Here is a 15,739-nt window from a genome sequence, read left to right as displayed (position 1 = left end):
TTCGCGGAGTGAGCGATTCTGGGGGGAATCATGACGGATGACCTTCCCGATGCGGCCGACCCGGCTCGCCGCACCCGGCGCCAGAAGGCAAGGGCTCGGTTGAGGCTCCATCCGATAACGATCGCCCTATGGGGCTTCTTGCTGCTGGTGGTGGTGCTCGGCGTGATCATCGGGCGCACCCACCACGACACCGGCGAGCCGTGCCCGCCCGCCAAGGTCTGTGGTTTCGTCCGTTGAACCCGCCGAACCGGCCGAGCTCCCGCGGACGTCGTCCGGGCCGGGCATCCGTGCCTCGTTGATCCGCGGTCCCGCGTCGCCCGCCGAAGCCTCCGACGCTCCGTCACCGCCCTGCTCGCCGTCAAGGTCCTGCGCCACGATGCGGTGTGGCTCGGCCCGTGAGCGGGCGGGTAAAGCGGTGGTCGTCCGACGGGTTTCCCTGCCACGATCCGGGTGTGACCACGTTGTTCCTGATGGTCGGCCTGCCGGGGGCCGGAAAGACCACGCGGGCCCGGCAGCTCGCGGCGGAGCACGGCGCGCTGCGCCTGACGCCCGACGACTGGATGATTCCCCTGTTCGGCGAGGCGGAGGCGGAGGGGAAGCGCGACGTGCTGGAGGGGCGCATGCTCTGGCTCGCTTTGGAGGCGGTCAGGCTGGGCACCAGCGTCGTCGTGGACTTCGGCTGCTGGTCACGGGACGAACGGTCCGCGATCCGTTGGCTGGTGGAGGCCGAGGAGGCGTGCTTCCGCATGGTCTACCTGCCGGTGGACGACGAGACCCAACGCGCCCGTATCGCCCGTCGCCGGGTGACCGCCCCGGAAGGGACGCTGCCGATGTCCGAGGCCGACATCCTGTACGGGCGGGCGCACTTCGAGGAGCCCGACGCGGCGGAGCTGGAGGGCCGCAGGGCCGTCGGTCGGCCGCCCGGCCGGGCGGGCTGGCGGGAGTGGGCCGCCGACCGGTGGCCGTCGTTCGCGTGACCACCGCGGCCCAGGACGATCCGGCCGTGCCCCCACCAGCCCGAGATGCTTCGCCGGGCAGACGGGTCTTTCGGCACATGCCCTAGGTGTATTGACCCGCAGGGTTGTTGACGCGGGTGATGGGCGGGTGTCCGTCGAGTGCGGTGTGGCAGCGGTGGTGGTTGTAGGTGTGGAGGAAGTCTGCCAGGGCTGCTGTCCGCTCGGTGTTCGAGGTGTAGGGCTTGAGGTAGGCCCACTCGTCCAGGAGGGTGCGGTTGAAGCGTTCGACCTTGCCGTTGGTCTGCGGCCGGTAGGGGCGGATCTTCTTGTGGACGATGCCGGCCGCGGTCAGGGTGCGGGTGAACAGCTTGGACTTGTAGCAGGAGCCGTTGTCGGTCAGCACGCGTTCGACGGTGATGCCGTGAGCCTGGAAGAAGGCGTTCGCGCGTTGCCAGAAGGCGGCGGCGGTGTGCTGGCGTTCGTCGGGCAGGACCTCGCTGTAGGCCAGGCGGGAGTGATCGTCGACGGCGGAGTGGATGTAGCTGTAGCCGATCACCGGTTTGCAGCTCTTGCGTTCGGTGGTGGTGGCCTGGCGGTTGCGGTCGCCGGCCGTGCGGCCGACCGTGCGCCATCCGCCGCCGTCGGGGATGTTCCCGAGTTTCTTGATGTCGACGTGGACCAGTTCACCCGGTCGGTCTCGCTCGTAACGGCGGACCGGTTCGCCGGTGGGCCGGTCGAGCCAGGCCAGGCGGTTCAGACCGTGTCGGGCCAGGATCCGGTGGACGGTCGAGGCGGGCAGGCCCAGAATCGGGCCGATGCGGGCCGGCCCGGGTTTGCGATCGGTCCGCAGGCGGCAGACCTCCGCTTCGGTTGTTGCCGATGTGCGATGCGGGGTGCGGGCCGGGCGGCTGGAGCGGTCGTGGAGTCCGGCCTCGCCCTCGGCCCGCCACCGCCGGACCCACTTGTGAGCTGTGGGGCGGGATATCCCCCTCTCCGCGGCCACATGCGCGACCGGACGCCCGGCCAGAACCCGTTCGACCAGGATCCGCCTGCCGTGGACGGTCAGCCGGGCATTACGGTGGGACACGAAGACCTCCGTGCGTGGTGTGGAGCCTAGACACCTCCACCACACCGGAGGTCTTCGCCATGATCAAGACCCACCAGCGTTAACAACGCTCGTGATCAATACAGCTAGCGTCACCCCCGGGGCCGGCCGACCGTGGTCGGCCGGCCCCCTCTCGTACCGCACAGGGAGAATCCATGACCGACGCGACACCCTCACGTTTCATGCGCCTCGTCCTGCGCATGGACGCCCTCGCCACGTCCAGAATCGGAACCCTTACGCTGATCCCCGTCCTGATCGTGCTGGTCAGCACCGACACCCTCGTGGGCTACGTGGTGGCAGGAGTTCTCTTCTCAACCATGGTGGCCGTTGGTGTGGCCAGTCGCCTCCACGAGCGACGCAACGGCCACCCCCTTCACAGTTGAAGCACCCAAGCCCACCTCCCTCGCGGCGGCCCCGGACTTCGTTCTGCGCACGTGCCGATGCCCTGCCGGGCAGCGTTCGAGGTGCCGGGCTCGGTGAGACCGGCGGGGATCAGGGGGCCTCGGAAGCCTGATCCCTCCAGCGTCGTGCGGGGGCACGGCCTCGCGCGGAGCGCCGAAGACGCGGCGGAGCTGGAGGGCCGTCGGCCCGCCGCCCGGCCGGGCGGGCTGGCGGGAGTGGGCCGCCGACCGGTGGCCGTCGTTCGCGTGACCACCGCGGCCCAGGACGATCCGGCCGTGCCCCCACCAGCCCGAGATGCTTCGCCGGGCAGACGGGTCTTTCGGCACATGCCCTAGTGGAGGCCGTATCCCGCGGCTTCGAGCAGGGCGACGGCGCCGACGTTGGCCAGGGCCGCCGCGAGGAGGTACCCGACGGGCGCCCGGACCCCGGCGCCGGACGTCCTGGTCTGCCACCACACGAACGCCGCGAGCAGGACGCCGGCGACCGGAAGCAGGACGGCCATGCCCGTGAAGTGGGGTACGGCCCCGCCGATCGCGATGATCCCGCAGGCGCCGAGCAGCACCCCGCGCCCGTCGAAGCGGACACCGGTACGGTCCGGGCGGTCGTGCACCAGGGTCGCCGCTCCGGTCAGGGCGACCACCGCGAAGGGGACGCCGGCGAGCAGGCACGCGCGCCAGTTCAGGTCCATCGGGAACAGCCAGGTCGCCAGCAGGCCGAGCGCCGGACCGCCGCCCGCGATCGCGACGTAGGTCCCGAACGCCTTGCGGCGTTCCCGGGGGTCGGTGAAGGAGGCGGACACCAGGACCGGCGCGGACGACGAGACCAGCGCGGCGAAGGCGCCCTGCAGGGCACGGCCCGTGATCCACACGCCGGAGGTGGGCGCCATGCCGCCGAGGACGGCTGCCGCCGCGAACCCCGCCAGGCCGACCAGCAGCGTTCTCCTGCCGCCCAGGAGGTTCGTGACGCGGGAGCCGAACAACAGCAGGACGACGAAGGCCAGCGTGTAGGCGAGGGGCATGGTGTCCAGGTAGACGGTGGAGGACACCCTGATGTCGTGGTGCGGGAGCCCCAGGTCGCTGTCGGCCCCCCTCCACATCATCGCCGTGTTGGAGAACGCCGCGTCGAACAGCACGACCGACTGGGCCAGGGCGAGGGCCACCAGGCCCCACCAGCGCCTGGGGAGGGGGGCCTCCGGGGCCGGGTCCGGGTCCGGGGAACGGGCGGGAGCCGTCGGGACGTACGCGGGCGACGGGGGCGCCGTCCGGACGGGCTGGACGCGGGCGGCGGCCGGCCGCGCGGCGACGGCATCGGCGGGCGCGGTGGGAGCGGGTACGGCAGGGGTGGACGGAGCGGGGGCGTAGTCCAGCAGGTGGGCGGCGCGGCGGCCCAGCTGGGCCAGTACCGCCCCCGGCAGCCACTCGCCGTCCTGGTCGCCCGCCGTGCGCGCGGCCACCTCGCGGGGGGTGGGCCGCTCGGCCGGGTCCTTGCGCAGGCACGCGCGGACGAGTTCGACGAGCGAGTCCGGTACGCCGGTCAGGTCCGCCTCCTCCTCCGCGATCCGGAAGAGGTGCGCGTTCAGGCCGCTGTCCGTGGCGCCGAAGAGGAGACGGCCGGTGGAGGCGTAGACGAGGAGGGCGCCCAGGCAGAACACGTCGGACGCCGGGGTGAGTTCGAGGCCGCGCACCTGTTCCGGCGACATGAAGCCGGGCGAGCCGATCAGCATGCCGGTGCGGGTGTGCAGGCTGTCCCCGGCCAGGCCGTCCATCGCCCGCGCGATGCCGAAGTCGATGACGCGGGGGCCGTCCACGGTGACCAGCACGTTGGACGGCTTGAGGTCACGGTGGATCAGCCCCGCCCCGTGCACGGCCTCCAGGGCGAGGGCGAGGCGGTTGGCGAGGGTGCGGACGGACCGCTCGGGCAGCGGCCCGAAGTCCCGCGCCACGACGGTGGTCAGGTCGGGTCCGGGGATGTACTGGGTCGCCACCCACGGCACGGCCGCCTCGGTGTCGGCGTCCAGCACGTCCGCCGTCCAGGCCCCGCCCACCCGCCGGGCGGCGGCCACCTCGCGGGCGAACCGCCTGCGGAACTCCGTGTGTTGGGCGTGCTCGGCCTGGACGACCTTGACCGCGACCGTGCGTCCCAGGTCGGAGCGGCCCAGGTAGACCAGGCCCATCCCGCCCGCGCCGAGGCGGGCGATCAGGCGGTACGGGCCTATGGACGACGGGTCTTCCTCTGTCAGCTGTTCCACTGCGCTGTTCCCCCTGGCCGGCTGCGGAGACCCCACGGTAGAACAAGGACCGGAGCCGTCGGCGCGGATCGCCGGGAGAACCGGGCGGCCCGCCGTCACACCCCCGAGACGAACGCGGCCCAGGCGGTTGGGGAGACCTCGAAGGAGGGGAGGCCGGTGTCCTTGGAGTCGCGGACGTGGACGGTGTGGGGGCAGGTGGCGACCTCGACGCAGGCGCCGCCTTGGTCACCGCTGTAGGAGGACTTCACCCAGGTGACGGCGACCTCGACGCAGTTGCCGCCCTGGTCACCGCTGTAGCTGCTCTTGAACCAGTTGGGGTCGGTGCTCATAGCTCTCGTGCCACCTGTTCGATGATGCGTGCGGATTCCTCCGGGGTGTGGGCCTGCGCCCGCAGGGTGCTGTAGCGGGCGAAGACGTCTCCCACGTCCGGCTGCTCGCTCACAAAGTACCTTCCGCCCTGCCCTTCGACGTAGACAAGTTGACCTCGGCGTTCCTCGGTTTCGAGGAGGATGAAGGGCCCGTTCAGCCCGGCGTGGGTCTTGGGCCTCTCCGGCATCACCTGGATCTCGACGTTGCGCAGACCGGTCATGTCGAGGATGTGGAGGAGGTTCTTCCGGAGGACATCCTCCCCGCCGAGAGGCTTGGTCAGTGCGGCCTGTTCCAGGACGAAGGTGACCAGCGGCTGGGGCTTGCGGAAGAACAGTTCCTGCCGCTTGAGCCGTGCGGCGACGCCCGCCTCTATCTCCTCGTCCTCCAGCGGCGGGACCGCCGAGTTGAAGACGGCCCGCGCGTAGTCACCCGTCTGGAGAAGTCCGGGAATCAGATGGTTCTCGTACCAGTGGATGCCCGCCGCCCTGGCCTCCTCCCACAAGTAGTCCTCGAACCACGCCGCGACGCCGCTCGCCGTCACCTCCTCGGCCACCGCCAGAAGTGCACCTTGTGCACTCGTCATCTCGTCCGCGATGACGACGAAGTTTCCCTTCGCGCGCCGTTCCCCGCGTTCGATCATCGCCACCTGGGACTTGGAATATCCGGTCTCCCGGCCCAGCGCCTCCTGCGAGACGCCCGCGCGCTCGCGGTGGAAGCGCAGGAGGGCACCGAACGCCTTCGAGGCTCCCGGGGCCTTCTTCTTCTCGTGGTTCACACCCGACCTCCCGAGTGCACAGTCCCGCACAACCGGACTGTGTCGCTGGTCACAGGAGACCACGGCCGGAAGGCTGGCCGCATGAATCTGCGCAAGACGCTTGACATCAAGCCCACTTGGGTCCCCCTGAACGGGCACGCCCTCCGGCACGCGGGTGTGCACTTCGACGCCGTGCGGATCGGTGGGTTCCTCGGTGAGGACGTGGCGTACCGCCTGATGGCGTTCACGGACTTCCGGGCGGGGCCGATCGTCCGGGAGGCGAAGGGGGCGCGGAACCTGTACTTCCTGGTTCCGCCGCGCACGGCGGCGGAGTACGCGTGGCCGGCGCCGGTGCGGGCGCTCAGCGGTGGGGGCGGGAGCGAGGCGTACGTGGGGATTCCGGCGCTGCACGGGGCGACGTGGCCGCTGGACTGGCGTTCACGGCCGACGCTCGAAGATCCGTTCGTGGAAACGGAGTTGTTGCATCAACTGGTGAAAAGTGCTGTACGGTAATCGCAACGTCACGCTCTGTGAAAAGAGCGGCCCCCGAGGGTGCGCCAACACACCTCGGGGGCCTTCACTTCTGGCCCCCATAGAAAGACCAGAAATGTTTCGTCATGTTATCGCTCCCGCACGTTCGTACACCAAGGCCGCGAACGAAGTCGTACGCCACCGGTACCTGAACAGCGACGCCAAGGTCCTCCTCCTCTACGTGCAGGGCCTCCCCGAGACCGAGGCGGACAAGTCGCTCGGGGAACACGCGGATGACCTGGGGATGCGGCCCCGGGAGTACCAGCGGGCGAAGAAGGCGCTGGCGGCCGGCGGGTACCTGTACGAGTGGAAGACGCAGGACCACCGGGGCCACTGGAGCACCTCCCAGTTCCTCTCCAACGTCACCCTCACGCGTGAAGAGGCGGCGGCGCTCCGGAACGGCGCACCGGCACGGAAGGAGACGGGAACCGGCGGACCGAGTGGTGCGAACCCGGCGGTCGGTTTCCCGGGGGCACGGTCGGCCGGTGACCTTCCTCCGGAGGAAGAAGACCGGGGGAAGACCTTCTCCCACCCACCCACCGAAGAGCCGCCGACCGAAGAGTCACCGGTCGAGAAGCCATCGGTCGAGAAGCCACCGGTCGAGGAACCGCCGGCCGGGCCCGAAGTGGCCACGGCCGAGCGCCTGCTGCTCTCCCTCCGGCACCAGAGCCGGGACCTGCTGCTCGGCGTCTGGGAGGCCCGGGGCCTCGCCGAGGCGGCGGCGGAGTGGCTGCGGCGCGGGGTGTCGGTCGCGGAGCTGCGCCACGCCCTGACGGCCCATCTGCCCGCCGGGGGCGTCCGGTCGGCGGCGGGATTCCTGCGCCACCGCCTGACGGAGAAGCTTCCGGAGCGACCGTCGAAAACGATCGGGACCGCTCCTGCCGGAGGCGGGATCGTGATCTGCGAGGGGCCGGGCAGGGAGCACACGTTCCGGCAGGTGGGCGACGAGACCCACTGCCGCTCCTGCCGCCGGGACCGGGCCCGTGCGCGGTCGGAGTCGGAGCCGAAGCCGGGCGGCGGGCCGGTGGCCTGGCGGGACCACTTCGACAAGGTCGCCCGCGGGGTCATCACCTGAGCCGTGCCGGTCGGCGCCGTCCGCTGCTGATGGGCGACCAGTTCCTGGAGGCACGTGATGGTGTTCGCCGGGGACGGAAGAATCGGGTGATCATCGCCTCATTCGCCGCCGGCCTCGCATGTGGAATTGCGGCCGGAGGCGCTTCGGCAGGAGCCCGCGCAGTAATCGCCGGTGTTCTGGTCGGCGTTGCTGCCGGGAGGTAAGGGAACCGGAAGTCTTCTCGCGGTGACATCGCGGTGGCGGACGTCAAATGAACCCGCGAGGGGACCCGCTTTTCGGACCGTTCGAGTGGGCTGATGTCCGGCCGCCCCGCCACCCGCTCCAACTGGCTCGGCGGCAGGCGACGCTCCACCGGAATCCTTACCGATCGCACCCTCCTGGGCGTCCGCCTCTACAACCCGATCATTGGGCGGTTCTTCTCCGCCAACCCGGTTTGCGGCGGCGGAGACATCGCCTACGCCTCTCCCGGCGATCCCGTCAACCAGTACGACCTCGACGGAAAGAGCTGATGGAGCGCGACCAAGAGGTTCGTCAAGCGCAACAAGCGGAACACCGCGCTGACCGCGGTTGGCTTCGTGTCCGGCCCAGGCACCGCTGCCGGAGCATTCAGGGCATATCTCCTATTCGTGCCGTGAGCGAAACCCGCAGCCTTTTATGTGACGCACGGCAGGCGTGCCGCATATGCTGCAGGAAGGGTGTTCGGTCGTGGAGCATGCGCCGACAGTGCCCGTTCCTCCGTGTGTCGCTGCGCGAAGCGCGGCAAGAGGTACGGATCCGCGAAGAACTCTCCAGGGGGAGCGCAGGGTCATCACCGGAAAGCGCGCGGGGCGAAGGAGAACCCTGGAGGAAGCCCCGGCGGTCGGCTCAGCGCGAGACTCGGTCGGCGACTCACATTCTGGTAAGGCCTGAAATGAGAATCGGGAAGAAGAAGTCAACGCTTGAAAATCTCCTACCCGAAGGCTCCTGGATCGATTCTCGTCCAGCCCTGAAGGAAGACGGCAGGTTCGAAGATCTGCTCTTCGAGGTCGATCATCTGGAGGCGGCTTTGACAGGGGCTCTCGGCGCAAATAGTGTCCAGCTCGAAGCGATCGCGGCGGGAATCCTGGAGCAGTTCGAAAGAGCCCAGCAGGAAATGACCAGGTTCGGCGACGAAACCCTACTCGCAGGTCTGCCGGAATGGGTCGCGAGTCTTCGTACCGCATTCGAAGAGTACGCAAATGAGCCCCGGGGGCGCTGAGGGCGTGCCACGCACCGTGACGCGGGCCCCCGTCCTCACTCCATGGACCTGAACCTGTGACGACGGCTGCCCCTTTCCACGAGGTAAACCGGTCGCCCCCCCACCCTGTACCGAGCCGTTTACACCCTGAGGCACAGGGGTGAAATGGTCTGGTCGGTGAAGGCGGTGACGCGACAGAGCCCCTCGTCGTCGGCGTGGTGATCCCACTCGTCACGCCGGCGACTGGGGGGCTCTGTTGGTTCCACCCGGTAGCGGCAGACCTGGTCCTGGACAGCGACGAGTACGGCAACCCCCGCACCGGCCGGCCCGCCACCCGCTCCCACTGGCTCGGCGGCAAGCAGCGCTCCAGCGAGACCCTCACCGGCCTCACCCTCATGGGCGTCCGCCTCTACAACCCGGTCACCGGACGGTTCCTGTCCATCGACCCGGTCTACGGAGGCGGGGACAACCGCTACGGCTACCCCGGCGACCCCGTCAATCAGTACGACATCGACGGAAAGAACTGGTTCACGAAAAAGTGGAACCGATTCAAGCAGACCAGAGCCGGCGGGTGGATTGCAAGAAACCGGGGGAACATCGTGAAGGGGCTGGCGATCGGCGGTTTCGTCGCATGCACCTTCGCGACAGCCGGTGCCTGTGGCGTCGTCGGTGGAATCGCTTTCGGGGCATCTGTAGTCAACCGCGGGTATGATTTCGCGAAGTACACGCATAAGAATGGATGGCGACGGAGGTTATTTGCCAAATTCGCTGGCGGGGTCGCCCTGGACACTGTGGGGTGGCGACTTCGGGCGGTTCGAAACGTCGGGTGGTTTGGAAGCCGTCACCTGCCGTTCCGGTATGCTGCGAGGACGCGGGCAGGGCAGCGGCATCTCTACCGCCAAGCATCGGCATTGACATGGAGCCTTCTCGGCTGGTAGTCGTGTGACTCTATTCACTTACCCTTCAGGGTGAACAGGAAAAGGGAGTGGCGAGCATGATGCCCGCCACCCCCTTCGGAAATCATGAACGAGGTAGGCATTATGCCGAATGGCATGCCCATCGAAATCGCTGTAGGTTTCATCTTGCCTTTGGGGTTCTTTCTTTGGGATGCGTTCCGGCGTCCTCGTGAGCCTTGGTTCAAGTTCTTGCTGCCCTCGGGCTATATTATGCTCGCCGCCGGCATCATTTATTTTGCCGTGCCTCTCATTGTCCTTGGTGGAGTAGTGATGGGTACCGGTTTGGCCGCAACAAATATCTGGCGCTGGAAGAGGCAGTGATTTCTATTTAATGAACGACGCAGGCGACCCGGCTTTCCGTCGTTGACGAAGCTCTTCTCCGCCGAGCCGGTGTACTCACCAGGCCGCAGTCGACCATCGGCCGCCACTACCGGCGACGTCGCCCTCCAGCTCCCGCTGGACCCGGCCGAAGCCCCCCTGGTCCTGGACAGCGACGAGTACGGCAACCCCCGCACCGGCCGGCCCGCCAGCCGCTCCCACTGGCTCGGCGGCAAGCAGCGCTCCAGCGAGACCCTCACCGGTCTCACCCTCATGGGCGTCCGCCTCTACAACCCGGTCACCGGACGGTTCCTGTCCATCGACCCGGTCTACGGAGGCGGGGACAACCGCTACGGCTGCCCCGGCGACCCCATCAACCAGTACGACCTCGACGGCAAGTGGTGGAGCTGGAAAAAGACGAAGCGCTGGATCAAGCGACACCGAGTTGGGATCGCAGCCGCTGGAGCCGGATTTGCGTGTGGCCTGTTTACAGCTGGCCTTGCGGCCGCAGGGTGCGCCATCGCAGCCGTCGCCGCTGCGGGAGCCGGGGCAAAGTGGTATGGGAACCGAAAGGCTTCGATTGGCTCCATTGCGCGTGCCGGCGTCGCTGGAGCCACAGGTATCGGTCCCTTTGGCGCCACATGGGGCGCGGCTGCGCGCTACGGCATAAAGAGGGGCGTCAACCGTTGGGCCGCCAAGCGCTATGTCGTGACGGGACGCCATCGAGCAGTGTTCGTTCGCCATCGCAAGAAGAGTTCCTGGTGGTCGAGTTGGCGTCGATGAGATAGCTTCCATGGGTCCGGCTCCCTGAAGTCCTCAGGGAGCCGGACCCCTCCATTCTGATAGAGAAAATAGGAGCGCCATGAACGAGCCGCAGAGGAATTCCATCGCTTTCTTCTTCCTCGGGGTCCTTTCCTTCATTGCGGGAATTGCCTTCTGGTTGATTTACGGGAGGGACTCCGCGACGGTGCCTTTTGTCTGCTCTGCAGCTATTCTTTGCGCCGCATGGGTGTTCGGGCACTTCGCGCGGCGTGATGAACAAAAGGTTGATCCCACCGAATAGGAATATCCGCGACGGGCTCCAGGCGAATACAGCGGCCAGCTCACCTATCAGGGCAAAGAGGATTCGTGTCGTCGCTATACCGGGTACCGTGGGTCCGGTAGCTGCCGATGACCTGGAGCTATCGAGTTCTTTCGTGTAGTAACTCGACAGTCGGAATGAAAGTTGAATGAATGGGAGAAATATCAGTTCTGCTGCTGGGTGCAGCTCGCGGAGCGTTGAAGGCCTTTGGTGCGTTCCTTGAATTCCTCAACCTTCGCGCAGGATATAGAGGGCTGAAGTCTGACTTCCTTTATGCGCGTAGGAGGCGTGAGAAGTAGAAAAGGTCAGGCCGACTCGTACTGTACGAGTCGGCCTGATTCGTTGCGGGCGAGGGGGAGGCTCCCTCGATTGCCCACGGTGTGCGGACGTCAGACGATTTTGATCACCGGGGGGCCGGTAGACCGTGACACTCCGCTCAGCCCCTGCTCACCGCCGTCAGGATCTCCGGCAGGCGGTCCGCCGCGCGCGGGGCCGCCAGCTTGAGGCCCGCCCGGACCAGGAAGGCGCCGTAGAGGACGCCGGCCGGGAGCAGGAGCCAGAGGAGGGAGTGCCGGTCGGCGAGGTGGCAGTACAGCGCCGCGCCGATCAGCGGGGCGCACAGCAGCGCGGCCGCGAACATGCCGCCGAAGATCGAGATCCAGGCCAGCCCCGCCTGCCCCGGAGCCACGTTCTTGTAGCCGCTGTCCTGGGGGATCGTGTACGGGAAGAGCGCCGAGGCCACCGCGCCCGTCCCCAGCATCGCGCCGAGCAGCCCGAGCGCCAGGCCCAGCGCCTCCGGCAGGCGCGACCAGTCGCCCAGGAAGGCGGTCGTCAGGACCGTGACGAGGATCGAGTACGGCAGGGTGACGGCGAGCATCGCGAGCGCCCGCGCCCGGAGTTCGGCGTAGGCGTCGGCCTTCGTCGAGATCGTCTGCGCCACCATCCAGAACGCCGACGAGTCCTGGCCGAACTGGTTGTACATCAGCGAGCCGAGCATGCCGGAGGCGAAGCAGGCCCAGTAGACCGAGCCCGCCCCCTGGACCGCGTTGAAGACCGGCACGATCAGGCCGAGGGCCAGCGAGGTCACCCAGGCCGCCTTCGTCTTCGGGTCCCGCCACGCGTACCGCAGGGTGCGCTCCATGACCGCGCCCGTGCGGCCCGCCGGCAGGACCCGGCCGAGGAACCCCGTACCGCCGTCCTCGCGGACGCCCGACGGGGCCGCGCCGATCGTGGAGCCGTCCGGCTCGACCATCAGCCGCTCCAGGCTCCGCCGCCACCAGTGCACGAGCGCCGCGAGGCCCGCCGCCGTGATCAGCAGCCGGGCCGCCGCCACCGCGTACGAGCCCTCGCTCGCCGCCTCCACCGCGCCGATCGCCGAGGCGGGCGGCAGCCAGCCGACGACGGACACGGCCGGCGCGATCGAGTCGAGGCCGCCGGGCTGCCCGAGGCGCTGGGCGGCGAAGTTCACGACCTGCATGCCGACCGCGATGACCAGGCCGCTCAGCAGCGCCAGGTCGCGTCCCTTGCGGGAGGTGAGGAGCCGGATGTTGGCGGCGGCCACGGCCCGCGACAGCGCCACGCACGCGACCGTCACCAGCGGTACGGCGAGCACGGCGGCGACCGTCCCGGCCACGCCGTGCGCCACGGACAGCGCCGCCCCGAACACCACGAAGAGGGTCAGCACGGGGCCGATGCCCACCAGCGAGGCCACCAGCAGGGCCCGGATCAGCGGGCGCGGCAGGAGGGGCAGCATCACCAGGCGCGACGGGTCCAGGGTCTCGTCGCCGCTCGGCACGAACAGCGGCACCATCGCCCACGCGAGCGCGAAGATCCCGGTGAGGAGCACCGCGACCGTGCCGGCGGCGGTGTTGCCCCGGAGCGCGACGAAGGCGAGCACGATCCCCGCCGCGAGGAGCAGGGCGAAGACGCCGGAGGCGATGTACGCGGTGGTCCGGCCGCCCGACTGCCGCAGCCCGTTGCGCAGGAGGGAGAGCTTGAGACGTACGAAGACGGAGGTGAGGGAGGGGGCGTCCCCGGAGGGCGCCGCGGGGACGGGAGCGGGAGCGGGGGACGTCGGGGTGGTGGGGGCGCTCATCACCGGGCCCCGTCCGTCGTGTCCGTGTCCGTACCTGTGGCCGTAGCCGTACGCGCGCCCGCGTCCGCCGTGCCCGTACCGCCCCCGGCGCTTCCCGTGCGGCCGTTACCGCTGCCGCCGCCACCGCCCAGCCAGTCCAGGGAGTCCCCCGCCGCGTCGCGCCCGTTCGCGCCCACCAGTTCCAGGAACGCCGCCTGGAGCGAGGGCGCGGTGCCGCGCACCTCGGCCAGGGGGCCCTGGGCCCGGATGCGGCCCGCCGCCATCACGGCGACCCAGTCGCAGAGCGACTCGACCAGCTCCATGACGTGACTGGAGAAGACGACGGTCGCGCCGGACGCGGTGTAGCGCTCCAGGACGCCCCGGATGGTCTGCGCGGAGACCGGATCGACGCCCTCGAAGGGCTCGTCGAGGAAGAGGACCTCGGGGTTGTGCAGGAGCGCCGCCGCGAGCCCGATCTTCTTCCGCATGCCGGTCGAGTAGTCCACCACCAGCTTGTGCTGCGAGCCGGACAGGCCGAGCACGTCCAGGAGCTGGGCGGCGCGCTTGTCCACCTCGGCTCCCGGCAGCCCCCGCAACCGGCCCGTGTAGGCGAGGAGTTCGCGGCCCGACAGGCGCTCGAAGAGCCGCAGGCCCTCCGGGAGGATGCCGATGCGGGCCTTGACCCGGGCCACCGATTCGGGACCGGCCCACACGTCGTGCCCGGCGACCAGGACGCGTCCCGTGTCGGGCCGCAGCAGGCCGGTGATCATGGAGAGGGTGGTGGTCTTCCCCGCCCCGTTGGGGCCCACGAGCCCGATGAACTTCCCGGCGGGCAGGACCAGATCGATCCCGTGCACCGCCACCTGCTCGCCGAAGCGCTTCCCCAGCCCCTCGACGCGCACCGCGGGTTCCCCGCCGTCCCCCCGCGCGGTGTCCGCCCCGAACGCCTTCCCGGATGCCTGGTCGGGCATGTTCCGTCAACCCCTCGTTCGTCCCCGTGACTTACGCGCCCCACCCTAAGGGCGGCCCCTCCGGGGGTCGCGGGGGCCTCGGGGACCTCAGGGGTTCCGGGGACCTCGGGGACCTCGGGGACTTCGGAGGCCGGACGGACCCGGACCCGGGCCCGGCCCCGGCCCCGGCCCCGCACCCGGGAAACGGTCTCTCCCGTTCCTCTTCCCTTGCGCCACAAGGAAGTTGGAGGATGCGCCCATGAGTGAACCTGCGGCCGAGCCGCCCGCCGACGCGGCGATCACGTACCTCACGGCGCTCCAGGGGAGACTGGCGGCCGACGGCTGCACGGTGATCCCGACGCGCTGGAACGGCCGCCCGGTGGTCACCGGCTTCCGCGCCGACCGCAAGGCCCGCTGGTTCGGGACGAAGGCCGAGCTGTCCGTCTTCGCGGCCGCCGTCCCGGTGATCGACGCGGCCGTCCTGGCGGAGTTCACCGAGTGGTCCATGCGCTACGCCAAGAGCCTGCGCGGAGGCATACCCGGTGCCCGCAACGCGGCCCTGGTGCTCCCCGCCCTGGTGAGCGCGCGGGTCCGGCCCGAGGCGGCCCGGTGGGCCGCCCAGGACGCCCGGCTCCTCGACGCGACGCTGATCGGCCGCCCCCTCGCGGTCGAGACCGCCCCCGACGCCGTACGGACCACGATGTACCGGGGCCGGACCGCCTGGGGCGGCATGTTCACGGGCCACGTGCTGGAGAAGGCCGCCCTGTACTTCCCGTGAGGCCCCGACGGGTCCCCGGGGCGGCTCCCCGGGGCGGGGCCGGCCGACGGGGGCGCGCCGACCGGCGGACCCGCCCGGGTCCGGGTCCGGGTTCGGGTCCGGGTCCGGGTCCGGGTCCGGGTTCGGGTCCGGGACCGCCCGGCCCCCGGGTCACCGCGTGCGGGACCTCGCCTCCGCCGCCTCCCGCCCGCACGCGTACGCGAGGGCGCTGATCAGCTCCTCCGCGTCGGGCAGCCAGCGGTTCGCCGGGGTGGGGCGGTGCGCCCACTGCACGGCGCCCCGGCCGCCCACCCGGGTGGGCGGGGCCGCCACGTAGTGCCCCTCGCCGCGCGTGGTGAGGTCGAGGGAGGCCGGGACCCAGCCAAGGCCGCGGACCAGGTCCGGGACCTTGGCGGCGGCGCCGGGCAGGACGAAGAAGTACATCCGGCGGTCCGGGGAGCGGGTCACCGGACCGAGCCCCAGCTCCATGCGCTCCATGCGGGCGAGCGCGAGGAAGCCCGCCGACTCGGGGACCTCGATCGCGTCGAAGGAGCGGCCCGTCGGCAGCAGGATCGCGGCCCCGGGGTGCTTCGACCACATCCGCCGGGCGCCCGCGCCGCTGCCGGTCGCCTGGGTCGACCAGTCGGGCCGGACCGCGTGGGCGCCGGGCAGCGCGCAGTCGTCCGCGCCGCACGAGCAGCGCTCCCGGCCCTCGGCGGCCTCCAGCCAGGTGCCGGGGAACACGTCCCAGTGCCTCTCTTCCGCGTACCGCACGGCACTGTCCAGCAGTGTCTCGCCGCGCTGCTGGGGGATCTGGGGGATCTGGGGGGCCTGTACGGCTTCCGTGACTCCGAAGGTCTTTTCCACGATGAACACAACTTCTCCCGCCATCCGGGGTTACGGGCGCGGCGGAGGAGCGGGGTGGGGCGGCGGCCCCGCACACGGGG

General features: G+C 69.9%; 18 protein-coding genes and 1 pseudogene. 12 read left to right on the top strand and 7 right to left on the bottom strand.

Annotated features, from left to right (window positions below; genetic code table 11):
* Window positions 1-30 precede the first annotated feature (30 nt).
* Complete coding sequence (locus tag ACZ6AQ_RS04880; protein ID WP_468757514.1) at window positions 31-237, top strand: hypothetical protein; 207 nt, start codon at window positions 31-33, stop codon at window positions 235-237.
* 215 nt (window positions 238-452) lie between these two features.
* Entirely contained in the window at window positions 453-977 is a 525-nt protein-coding gene (locus ACZ6AQ_RS04875) for a P-loop nucleotide/nucleoside kinase family protein (RefSeq protein WP_468757512.1), read from the top strand.
* Between the two features lie 82 nt (window positions 978-1,059).
* Here ACZ6AQ_RS04875 and ACZ6AQ_RS04870 read toward each other — a convergent pair whose 3' ends face one another.
* Window positions 1,060-2,043 carry an IS481 family transposase gene (locus ACZ6AQ_RS04870; RefSeq protein ID WP_468757510.1) on the bottom strand — a complete coding sequence of 328 codons (984 nt, stop codon included), beginning with the start codon at window positions 2,041-2,043 and terminating at the stop codon, window positions 1,060-1,062.
* A 173-nt stretch (window positions 2,044-2,216) separates the two neighbouring features.
* Here ACZ6AQ_RS04870 and ACZ6AQ_RS04865 point away from each other — a divergent pair, with 173 nt between their 5' ends.
* Complete coding sequence (locus tag ACZ6AQ_RS04865; RefSeq protein WP_468757508.1) at window positions 2,217-2,444, top strand: hypothetical protein; 228 nt, start codon at window positions 2,217-2,219, stop codon at window positions 2,442-2,444.
* 350 nt (window positions 2,445-2,794) lie between these two features.
* Here the strand turns inward: ACZ6AQ_RS04865 and ACZ6AQ_RS04860 are convergent, their stop codons facing one another.
* The 3 genes from ACZ6AQ_RS04860 to ACZ6AQ_RS04850 form a co-directional block, all read right to left on the bottom strand.
* On the bottom strand, window positions 2,795-4,711 hold the full coding sequence (locus ACZ6AQ_RS04860) for an MFS transporter (RefSeq protein WP_468757506.1): 1,917 nt from the start codon (window positions 4,709-4,711) through the stop codon (window positions 2,795-2,797).
* 95 nt (window positions 4,712-4,806) lie between these two features.
* Window positions 4,807-5,040: a DUF397 domain-containing protein gene (locus ACZ6AQ_RS04855; RefSeq protein WP_468757504.1), complete on the bottom strand. Its 234-nt coding sequence runs from the start codon at window positions 5,038-5,040 to the stop codon at window positions 4,807-4,809.
* Window positions 5,037-5,855, bottom strand: a complete 819-nt coding sequence (locus tag ACZ6AQ_RS04850) for a helix-turn-helix domain-containing protein (RefSeq protein ID WP_468757502.1) — start codon at window positions 5,853-5,855, stop codon at window positions 5,037-5,039. The genes ACZ6AQ_RS04855 and ACZ6AQ_RS04850 overlap by 4 nt, the downstream gene beginning before the upstream one ends.
* A gap of 81 nt (window positions 5,856-5,936) precedes the next feature.
* Between ACZ6AQ_RS04850 and ACZ6AQ_RS04845 the strand changes: the two genes are divergently transcribed.
* The 8 genes and pseudogenes from ACZ6AQ_RS04845 to ACZ6AQ_RS04810 all read left to right on the top strand — a co-directional run bounded on the left by ACZ6AQ_RS04845 (window position 5,937) and on the right by ACZ6AQ_RS04810 (window position 10,993).
* Complete coding sequence (locus tag ACZ6AQ_RS04845; protein ID WP_468757500.1) at window positions 5,937-6,347, top strand: hypothetical protein; 411 nt, start codon at window positions 5,937-5,939, stop codon at window positions 6,345-6,347.
* A gap of 94 nt (window positions 6,348-6,441) precedes the next feature.
* A complete protein-coding gene (locus tag ACZ6AQ_RS04840; protein ID WP_468757498.1) occupies window positions 6,442-7,440 on the top strand; it encodes a hypothetical protein in 999 nt (332 codons plus the stop codon).
* A gap of 296 nt (window positions 7,441-7,736) precedes the next feature.
* Window positions 7,737-7,949, top strand: a complete 213-nt coding sequence (locus tag ACZ6AQ_RS04835) for an RHS repeat-associated core domain-containing protein (RefSeq protein WP_468757496.1) — start codon at window positions 7,737-7,739, stop codon at window positions 7,947-7,949.
* Window positions 7,950-8,350: 401 nt separating this feature from the next.
* A complete protein-coding gene (locus tag ACZ6AQ_RS04830) occupies window positions 8,351-8,677 on the top strand; it encodes a hypothetical protein (protein WP_468757494.1) in 327 nt (108 codons plus the stop codon).
* A gap of 254 nt (window positions 8,678-8,931) precedes the next feature.
* A pseudogene (locus ACZ6AQ_RS04825) lies at window positions 8,932-9,216 on the top strand (RHS repeat-associated core domain-containing protein); the annotation flags it as partial.
* Window positions 9,217-9,708: 492 nt separating this feature from the next.
* Window positions 9,709-9,933 (top strand): hypothetical protein, encoded by a 225-nt coding sequence (locus ACZ6AQ_RS04820; RefSeq protein WP_468757493.1) that lies wholly within the window; start codon window positions 9,709-9,711, stop codon window positions 9,931-9,933.
* Window positions 9,934-9,975: 42 nt separating this feature from the next.
* On the top strand, window positions 9,976-10,713 hold the full coding sequence (locus ACZ6AQ_RS04815) for an RHS repeat-associated core domain-containing protein (protein WP_468757491.1): 738 nt from the start codon (window positions 9,976-9,978) through the stop codon (window positions 10,711-10,713).
* Window positions 10,714-10,792: 79 nt separating this feature from the next.
* A complete protein-coding gene (locus tag ACZ6AQ_RS04810; RefSeq protein WP_468757489.1) occupies window positions 10,793-10,993 on the top strand; it encodes a hypothetical protein in 201 nt (66 codons plus the stop codon).
* Window positions 10,994-11,447: 454 nt separating this feature from the next.
* Here ACZ6AQ_RS04810 and ACZ6AQ_RS04805 read toward each other — a convergent pair whose 3' ends face one another.
* Both ACZ6AQ_RS04805 and ACZ6AQ_RS04800 read right to left on the bottom strand, forming a co-directional pair.
* Entirely contained in the window at window positions 11,448-13,106 is a 1,659-nt protein-coding gene (locus ACZ6AQ_RS04805; protein ID WP_468757487.1) for a transporter, read from the bottom strand.
* Window positions 13,106-14,056, bottom strand: a complete 951-nt coding sequence (locus tag ACZ6AQ_RS04800) for an ABC transporter ATP-binding protein (protein WP_468757485.1) — start codon at window positions 14,054-14,056, stop codon at window positions 13,106-13,108. Before ACZ6AQ_RS04800 ends, ACZ6AQ_RS04805 begins: the two co-directional genes overlap by 1 nt.
* Before the next feature lie 238 nt (window positions 14,057-14,294).
* On the opposite strand from ACZ6AQ_RS04800, the gene ACZ6AQ_RS04795 reads away from it, so the two are divergent.
* Complete coding sequence (locus ACZ6AQ_RS04795; protein WP_468757483.1) at window positions 14,295-14,813, top strand: hypothetical protein; 519 nt, start codon at window positions 14,295-14,297, stop codon at window positions 14,811-14,813.
* 150 nt (window positions 14,814-14,963) lie between these two features.
* Here ACZ6AQ_RS04795 and ACZ6AQ_RS04790 read toward each other — a convergent pair whose 3' ends face one another.
* Window positions 14,964-15,683, bottom strand: coding sequence for a bifunctional DNA primase/polymerase (locus tag ACZ6AQ_RS04790; RefSeq protein ID WP_468757481.1), 720 nt, complete (start codon window positions 15,681-15,683; stop codon window positions 14,964-14,966).
* Between the last annotated feature and the right edge of the window lie 56 nt (window positions 15,684-15,739).

This window comes from Streptomyces sp. NPDC041191 (assembly GCF_055591945.1).
This window is presented reverse-complemented; position numbering and strand designations above follow the sequence as displayed.